The organism is Actinomadura sp. KC345, assembly GCF_004348515.1.
Lineage (GTDB): Bacteria > Actinomycetota > Actinomycetes > Streptosporangiales > Streptosporangiaceae > Spirillospora.
This window is the reverse complement of the sequence record NZ_SMKH01000367.1, coordinates 1-6,725: the sequence shown is the minus strand read 5'-3', so window position 1 is coordinate 6,725 and position 6,725 is coordinate 1. Positions and strand designations below refer to the sequence as shown.

Sequence of the window (6,725 nt, the reverse complement as noted above, 5' to 3'; positions counted from 1 at the left end):
GGATGAGCGGATTCGGGTGGGCGTCGGCTCCGCTGCGGGTGAATCCCGGATGGTAGAGGACGTAGCGGACCTTGGTCTCCACCCCGCCTCCGGCGAACGCCACGCCGAGCAGGTCGTTCGCCCGGCCGGCCTGGAGCTGGGCACGCACCTGGCCGTAGCGGCGCGTCATCTGGGGGTCGTCCCAGAAGATCCGTCCAGCGGTGTTCCCGACGCCGGCCACGTTGATGACCACCGGATCGGGCGCGGCGTCGAGAAGCGGGAGTAGCCGGTGGCCCAGGAGGTAGCGACTCAGGTAGTACAGGGCGAAGGTGTACTCCAGCCCGTCCGGGGTCACGCTGCGCTTGGGGCTGATCCTGTTGGCGGACAACGCCAGCGCGTCAACGGCCTGATGGTGTTCGTGGACGTGGGCGACGACCCGTTCGACCTCGGCGATCGACGACAGGTCCGCCCGCAGGAACCGGAGGTTGGAGTCGGCGGCCTGGTCCAGCAGGGCCCGTCCCCTGGCCTCGTTGCTCCCGATCACGGTGACATGGTTGCCCTTGGTGAGCTGCTCCAGGGCGACCGCACGGCCCATCCCGGTCGTACCGCCGCTGATGATGACGGTCTTGAACGGTTGGTCCGGCATGGGGTCACTCCATAGGGTCGAAGGGCAGCAGGTCCGATCATGGGCCGCCCCGGTCGGAGGACGAAAGAAGGCACTTTCATGTCCGGTACGCACACCGGTGTTCCTTCGGTGCTGGCGCACGAACTACCTCGGCCGGTGCCCGCCGACGAGTTGGCGTCGTGTCCGGTCGGTGACGTCTTCCGGCGAGTGGGCGACAAGTGGAGCATGCAACTGGTGATCCTGCTCGGAGGCCGTCCGCACCGGTACAACGAACTGCACCGTGCCATCGAGGGCATCAGCCAGCGCATGCTGACCCGTACCCTGCGCAGTCTGGAGGCCGACGGGCTGGTACGGCGCGAGGTCCATCCGACGGTGCCGCCCAGCGTCGAATACAGTCTGACCCCGCTCGGCCGTACGCTGCTGGAACCGCTGTCAACCCTCGCCGACTGGGCCGTACGCCACGAGGCCGAAATCAACGAGGCCCGCTCCCACCACACGGCCCCCTGACGACGCCCCGGACGAGACCCGCCCGCGATGCAGCCGCACGTCCACCCGCGTCGACCGGCCGCGACAACGGCAGGGAAGCATGGTGGACGACCGCTCGCGCCCGCGCCGCCGGTCCGGCGCGGGCGCCGTACTCCCGCCACGAACCGTGCCTCCGGAAGGACCGCCCCGCCGCCCCCGTCGACCGGAGCGCGGCTTCGACCGGCGCAGTGCACAATGCCCGGGTGGCCCGACCCAGAATCCGCGTGGCCGCCTACGTGATCCGGAATCGACCTGTTCCCGAAGATCCCCGCCGGCCGCGCCGGACCACCTACTTCCACCTTCAGACGACCGCACTCACGGCAGATGCGTGGAACCACGACGTGTGCGGCGATGGCGGCGACGCCGGGCTGACCTTCGCCTGCCATTTCCTGCCGCTACCTCTGAAGCGTCCTCTGGCAGATGACCAGGACGCCTGGCTGAGTGGTGTCGACCCCCGATGGAGCACCTTGACCGACGACCGGCAAGCCTCTTCCAAGAACGGAAGAGGCCACTGAGCTGGGAGCCGCCTATCGGAATCGAACCGATGACCTATTCATTACGAGTGAATCGCTCTGCCGACTGAGCTAAGGCGGCGTGCCGTGCGGGGCACGGCGGGATGAAGTCTACCGGGTCCGCGGGGGTGGGTGTGCACTGGTTATTCAGGGGCAGGTGGTGCCGTCCTTGGGCGGCTCCGCGGTGATCAGGTAGTCGTCGGCGGCCTTGGTGATGCAGGGGTCGCCTTGCAGGTAGGCGGTGTGGCCGTCGCCGTCGAAGGTGAGGAGGACGCCGCTGGAGAGCTGGTCGGCGAGGTTCTCCGACCACTTGTAGGGCGTGGCGGGGTCGCGGGTGGTTCCGATGACCAGGATCGGGTCGGCGCCCTTGGCGGCGAGGGGTTTCGGCTGTTGTTCGGTCTGGGCGGGCCAGTAGACGCATGGGAGGCCCCCCCAGACGACGAAGGGACCGAACCGAGGGGCGGCCTTCTCGGCTTCGGCGGCGGCCTTGCCGTAGGTGGCCAGGTCCGGGGGTGCCGGTTTGTCGACGCAGTTGATGGCCATGTTGGCGTCGGTCTGGTTGCTGTAGGAGCCGTCGGGTTCGCGTTCGACCATCTCGTCCGCGAGGGTGAGGAGGGCCGTGCCGTCGGAGTTCTCCATGGCCTGGGTGAGGGCTTGGCGCAGGATGGGCCAGTACTCCTTGACGTAGAGGGACCTGGCTATGCCCGTCACGGCGAGAGACTCGGTGACCTTGCGGTCGTCTTTGGTGTTGTTGAGCGGTTCCTTGTCCGTCTTGGCGAGGAAGGACGAGATCGTCTTGATGACCGCGTCAGGGGTGTCGCCGAAGGGGCAGCCTGTCTTGACGCAGTCGTCGGCGAACGCGCGCAGGGCGGTCTCGAAGCCCTTGGCCTGCTCTGTCAGGAGGTCCGTCGCGGACAGGGTGGGGTCGACGGCGCCGTCCAGGACGAGGGCACGGACGTTCTTGGGGAACTGTTCGGCGTAGAAGGCGCCCAGGTAGGTGCCGTAGGAGGCGCCGTAGTAGCTGAGCTTGTCGTCGCCCAGAGCAGCGCGGAGGACGTCCATGTCGCGGGCGGCGTTGACGGTCCCCACGTGGGGGAGCTTGGCCTCGGCCTTGGAGTCGCAGTTCTGGGCGAACTCCTCGCCTTCGGCGCCGAGTTTCTGGATCTCTTGCTCGTCGTCCGGTGAGGCGTCAGTGGCGAAGAAGTCGTCGAGCTGGGCGCCGGTGTTGCACTTGACCGGGGCGCTGGCGGCCACGCCGCGGGGGTCGAAGCCGACGATGTCGAAGCGGCGGCGCAGGTCGTGGCCGAAGGAGCGGGCCGCCTGACGGATGAAGTTCACTCCGGAACCGCCGGGGCCGCCCGGATTGGTGAGCAGTGAGCCGATCCGTTCGGAGTTGTCCTCGGCGGGAAGCCTGATGACGGAGATCCCGACCTTCTCGCCGGACGGCTTGGAGTAGTCCAGCGGCACCTGGACGGTCGCGCACTCGAACCCGTTCCCGCAGTCCTTCCAGGACGGTTCCTGACCGTAGAACGATGCGAGCCCGGCGGGGACGGTGGCCGATGCCGTCCCCTCCCCGCCGGGGTCGCCGCTGCATCCGGCGGCCGCCGCGAGCGCCAGGACGGTTGCCACGCTGATGAACCTTGCTCCCCGCACCTAAACCCCGTCTCGTCGTCGCCGCACGTACGCCGCCGCCTACGCTACGTCGACACGATGGCCGAGGGCTACTTCCCTCCGTGTTCGTGTTCCGCGTTCAGCCGAGGTCGGCTATTTCGACGTGGGGGGCGAAGTGGGCCACGGCGATGGCCAGGCGGTCGCGGTCCAGGCGCCGGCCGTTGACCGCGCGGCTGGAATGGGCGACGTCGGCGGGGACGTGGGGCGTCAGGGCGCCGAGAACCCTGCGGCTCCCCGCTCCGGGCTGCCCAGGGCCGTCCTTGTGGCGCTGGACGCCCACGTAGGGCATGTTCCGGGCGGTGTGCTGCTTCCACAGGACGACGGCCTGCACTTCGGTCCACGGCACGGACAGCAGGGTCGCCTGGTACCGCAGCGGGCTGCCGGCCACGGTGATGCCGTTGGCGTCCACGCGGAAGGCGACCCGGCGTACGACCATGAAAGCGAGGAAGAGCAGGCTCCCGGTGCCGAACAGCGCGATGCCGAGCACCCGGATGATCAGCGGCATGCCCGGGATGAGGCAGCCGAGCGTGAAGAGGACGGAGGCGGCCAGAACGACCGTGTTCTTCAGCGTTGGCCCGTAACGGACCTCGTACATTTCGTCGGACGCCATCCCCGGTCGCCCCCGCCTGCAGAGCGTAGGAGCGGGGGACGGCATCCGCCAAGGCCGTCGGGCGGGCGATTCGACGGCCGCCCCGGTGGCCGGAGCCGACCGCCGTCGCTCAGTCCGGCGGGCCGCCGTCGGAGTCGGGGTTGTAGACCGCGTCGTGCTGCCGCCGCGGGGAGCAGGCCGAGGCGGAGGGGCAGGAGCAGCGGCCGCCGCTGTTGAGGCGGACGGTGACCTTGTCCGAGGGGACGTTGCGGCCCACGACCTGCCCCGGGCCGTTGGGGGTGTCCACGCGGGAGCCGAGGGCGGGCATCGTCTCGTGCGCCTTGACGTAGAGCGGGTGCTCGTATTTGAGGCAGCACATCAGGCGGCCGCAGGCGCCGGCGATGCGGAGCGGGTTGACGGGGAGGTCCTGCTCCTTCGCCATGCGGACGGAGACGGGCTCGAAGTCCTTGAGGAACGTGGCGCAGCACAGGTCGCGGCCGCAGGGGCCGATGCCGCCCTGGAGGCGGGCCTCGTCGCGGGGACCGACCTGGCGGAGCTCGACGCGGGCCTTGATGCCCCGGGCCAGGTCGCGGACGAGGGCGCGGAAGTCCACGCGGTGCGGCGCGGTGAAGTAGATCTTGAAGATGTTGTCGGTGTCGAGGTAGTCGACGCCGATGACCTTCATGGGGAGTTCGTGCTTGCGGATGAGGCGCTTGGCCGTCGAGCGGCCCTCGGCGCGGCGGCGGCGGTTGGCCTCGTCGCGGGCGAGGTGCTCGTCGGTCGCGGGGCCGGCGCATTCGGGGAGGCCGCCGATGTCGTCGGCGACCCACTGCGGCGCCCACACGCACTCGGCGACCTCGGGGCCCGAGTCGGTGGGGACGAGGACCTTGTCGCCGACCTGCGGGGTGTGCGGGCCGGGGTCGAGGTAGTAGAGCCGGCCGTACCGGGTGAAGCTGACTGCCATCACCATGCCCACGGTTTCGCTCCGTTCGCCCGGTATCGTGCGCCCCACTCTAGGTGTTCCGCGCGGGACGCTCACCAGGCGGCGTCGGAAAGGTCCTTACCGGGGACGGCCTGTGCGCCCTCTGTGTACAGGTCACCGGCGGTGGCGAGGAGCCCGTTGCCCGTAGGGGCGGCGTCCAGATCGGTGAGCTTGCCCTTCACCGGCTGCTGCCAGAGGATCCGGCCGGGCTTGCCTTCCAGCGTGTACGCCTGGAGGGTGAGCCGGGAGTCCTTGACGACCCCCACGGCGATGGTCTCTCCGTTCAGGATCGCCGTGCTGCTGCCCTTGGGGAGGGTCAGGACGGCCTTGCTCAGCTTCAAGTCCCCGGTGGCACCGCCGGTGTTGAGCGTGCGGACCTCGTGCTTGGTCTCCCTGAGTTGGCCGCCGACGGAGCGGACGGGACCCCAGACGAACGAGAGCGTGGCCCCGGACCACGAGAGGCTGCCTATGCGGCCGGGCGACTTCGTCGTCCACACCTTGTGGGTGCCCGAGGAGGCGGAGACGACGTCCACGCGGCCGCGGGCGCCGCGGTAGGTGACGTAGGCGATGCGTTCGCCGTCGGGGCTCACGGCGAGTTCCGACCACCTGGTGGACCTGCCCGGGACGGTGGCCTTCGGGACGTCCTGCATGTCCTTGGGACGCCCCTCCTTGCCCAGGCGGAGGCGGTGGAACCTCACCTCCTGGCCTGCGTAGGACGCGACGATGTACGAGCCGTCCTTCACCGCCGCCACGCGCTGGAATCGGCGGCCCTCCGGGGCGGCGACGGGAATGCCGATGTCGGCGCCGGTCTGGGCGTCACGGACGACGAGCGCCGCGCCCGACGCGGTGACGCCGACGATGAACCGGGTCGGGGTGTCCTCGGAGTCGGCGGCCGGCTTGGCGTCCTTCTCCTTCTTGGCGGCGCGCTGGTGGTTCTGCACCACGTCGACGCTCCCGCCGATGAACAGCGCCGCCCCGGCGGCGACGCCGATGGGGACGAGGCCCTTCCAGGAGCCGAGACGTGTCCCTTGGGGTGGGTCCTCGCGCCTGCCGTCCATGGGGTCGCCCCGCACCTGCCCTTCCGTTGCCCGTGACCCGTCGTTTCTATCTCATCTGATCGCCACAAACGCCCACGAATGCGGAGTTATCAGTTCGCGGCGAACATTCTCCGGCGTCAGCCGAGCGCCGCCCGCGCGGCCTCGACCAAAGATGCACGATACGACGTCCCGAAGAGCGCCACATGGACGAGGAGGGGATGCAGCTGGTGCAACGGGACGCGGGCGCGCCACCCGTCCGCCAGCGGCGCGACGCCGTCGTAGGCGGCGAGGATCCGTTCGAGGTGCGGCGTCCCGAACAGCGCCATCATCGCCAGGTCGGTCTCGCGGTGGCCTCCGTGCGCCGCCGGGTCGATCAGCATCGCCCGCTCGCCGGTCCACTGGACGTTGCCCGACCACAGGTCGCCGTGGATGCGGCTCGGCGGCTCCGGCGGCCCGGCGAGCTCCTCGACGTCCGCGATCACCCGCTCGACCAGGCGCACGTCGGCGGACGAGAGGTGCCGGGCGCCCAGGCGGAGGAAAGGTTCGAGGCGGCGCTCCGCGTACCAGCGCGGCCAGTCGCGGTCGTCCGGGGTGTTGTCGAGCGGGAGGTCGGCGATGTAGCCGTCCCAGGGCGCCCCGTAGGTCCGGGGCCAGGCGCCGGTGTGCAGGGCGGCGAGTTCGCGTCCGAGGCGCTCGGCGGTGGAGGGGGCCGGCGACGCGGACGGCAGCCACGGCAGGACGAGCATGCGGTCGTCCGCCGCGACCACCTCGGGGACGGGCGTCCCGGGGCCCGCCTCCCCCAGCC

General features: G+C 70.3%; 8 protein-coding genes and 1 tRNA gene. 2 read left to right on the top strand and 7 right to left on the bottom strand.

The window, feature by feature from the left end:
• The coding region (locus E1281_RS35520) for an SDR family NAD(P)-dependent oxidoreductase (RefSeq protein ID WP_131884085.1) at positions 1–625 on the bottom strand (625 nt) is incomplete at its 3' end.
• A 78-nt stretch (positions 626–703) separates the two neighbouring features.
• Between E1281_RS35520 and E1281_RS35515 the strand changes: the two genes are divergently transcribed.
• Both E1281_RS35515 and E1281_RS35510 read left to right on the top strand, forming a co-directional pair.
• Positions 704–1,111: a helix-turn-helix domain-containing protein gene (locus E1281_RS35515; protein ID WP_131884084.1), complete on the top strand. Its 408-nt coding sequence runs from the start codon at positions 704–706 to the stop codon at positions 1,109–1,111.
• A gap of 242 nt (positions 1,112–1,353) precedes the next feature.
• Positions 1,354–1,644 (top strand): hypothetical protein, encoded by a 291-nt coding sequence (locus E1281_RS35510; protein ID WP_207943690.1) that lies wholly within the window; start codon positions 1,354–1,356, stop codon positions 1,642–1,644.
• A gap of 6 nt (positions 1,645–1,650) precedes the next feature.
• Here the strand turns inward: E1281_RS35510 and E1281_RS35505 are convergent.
• The 6 genes from E1281_RS35505 to E1281_RS35480 form a co-directional block, all read right to left on the bottom strand.
• Positions 1,651–1,723, bottom strand: a tRNA-Thr gene (locus E1281_RS35505).
• A 65-nt stretch (positions 1,724–1,788) separates the two neighbouring features.
• On the bottom strand, positions 1,789–3,270 hold the full coding sequence (locus tag E1281_RS35500; RefSeq protein WP_131884082.1) for an alpha/beta hydrolase: 1,482 nt from the start codon (positions 3,268–3,270) through the stop codon (positions 1,789–1,791).
• A 121-nt stretch (positions 3,271–3,391) separates the two neighbouring features.
• On the bottom strand, positions 3,392–3,922 hold the full coding sequence (locus tag E1281_RS35495; RefSeq protein ID WP_131884081.1) for a hypothetical protein: 531 nt from the start codon (positions 3,920–3,922) through the stop codon (positions 3,392–3,394).
• Positions 3,923–4,031: 109 nt separating this feature from the next.
• The gene (gene ricT, locus E1281_RS35490; RefSeq protein ID WP_131884087.1) at positions 4,032–4,871 is read right to left on the bottom strand and encodes a regulatory iron-sulfur-containing complex subunit RicT; all 840 of its coding nucleotides are present in this window, start codon (positions 4,869–4,871) and stop codon (positions 4,032–4,034) included.
• 65 nt (positions 4,872–4,936) lie between these two features.
• A complete protein-coding gene (locus E1281_RS35485; RefSeq protein WP_243717730.1) occupies positions 4,937–5,956 on the bottom strand; it encodes a hypothetical protein in 1,020 nt (339 codons plus the stop codon).
• Positions 5,957–6,057: 101 nt separating this feature from the next.
• On the bottom strand, positions 6,058–6,725 hold a 668-nt coding region (locus tag E1281_RS35480; protein WP_131884080.1), incomplete at its 5' end, for a fructosamine kinase family protein.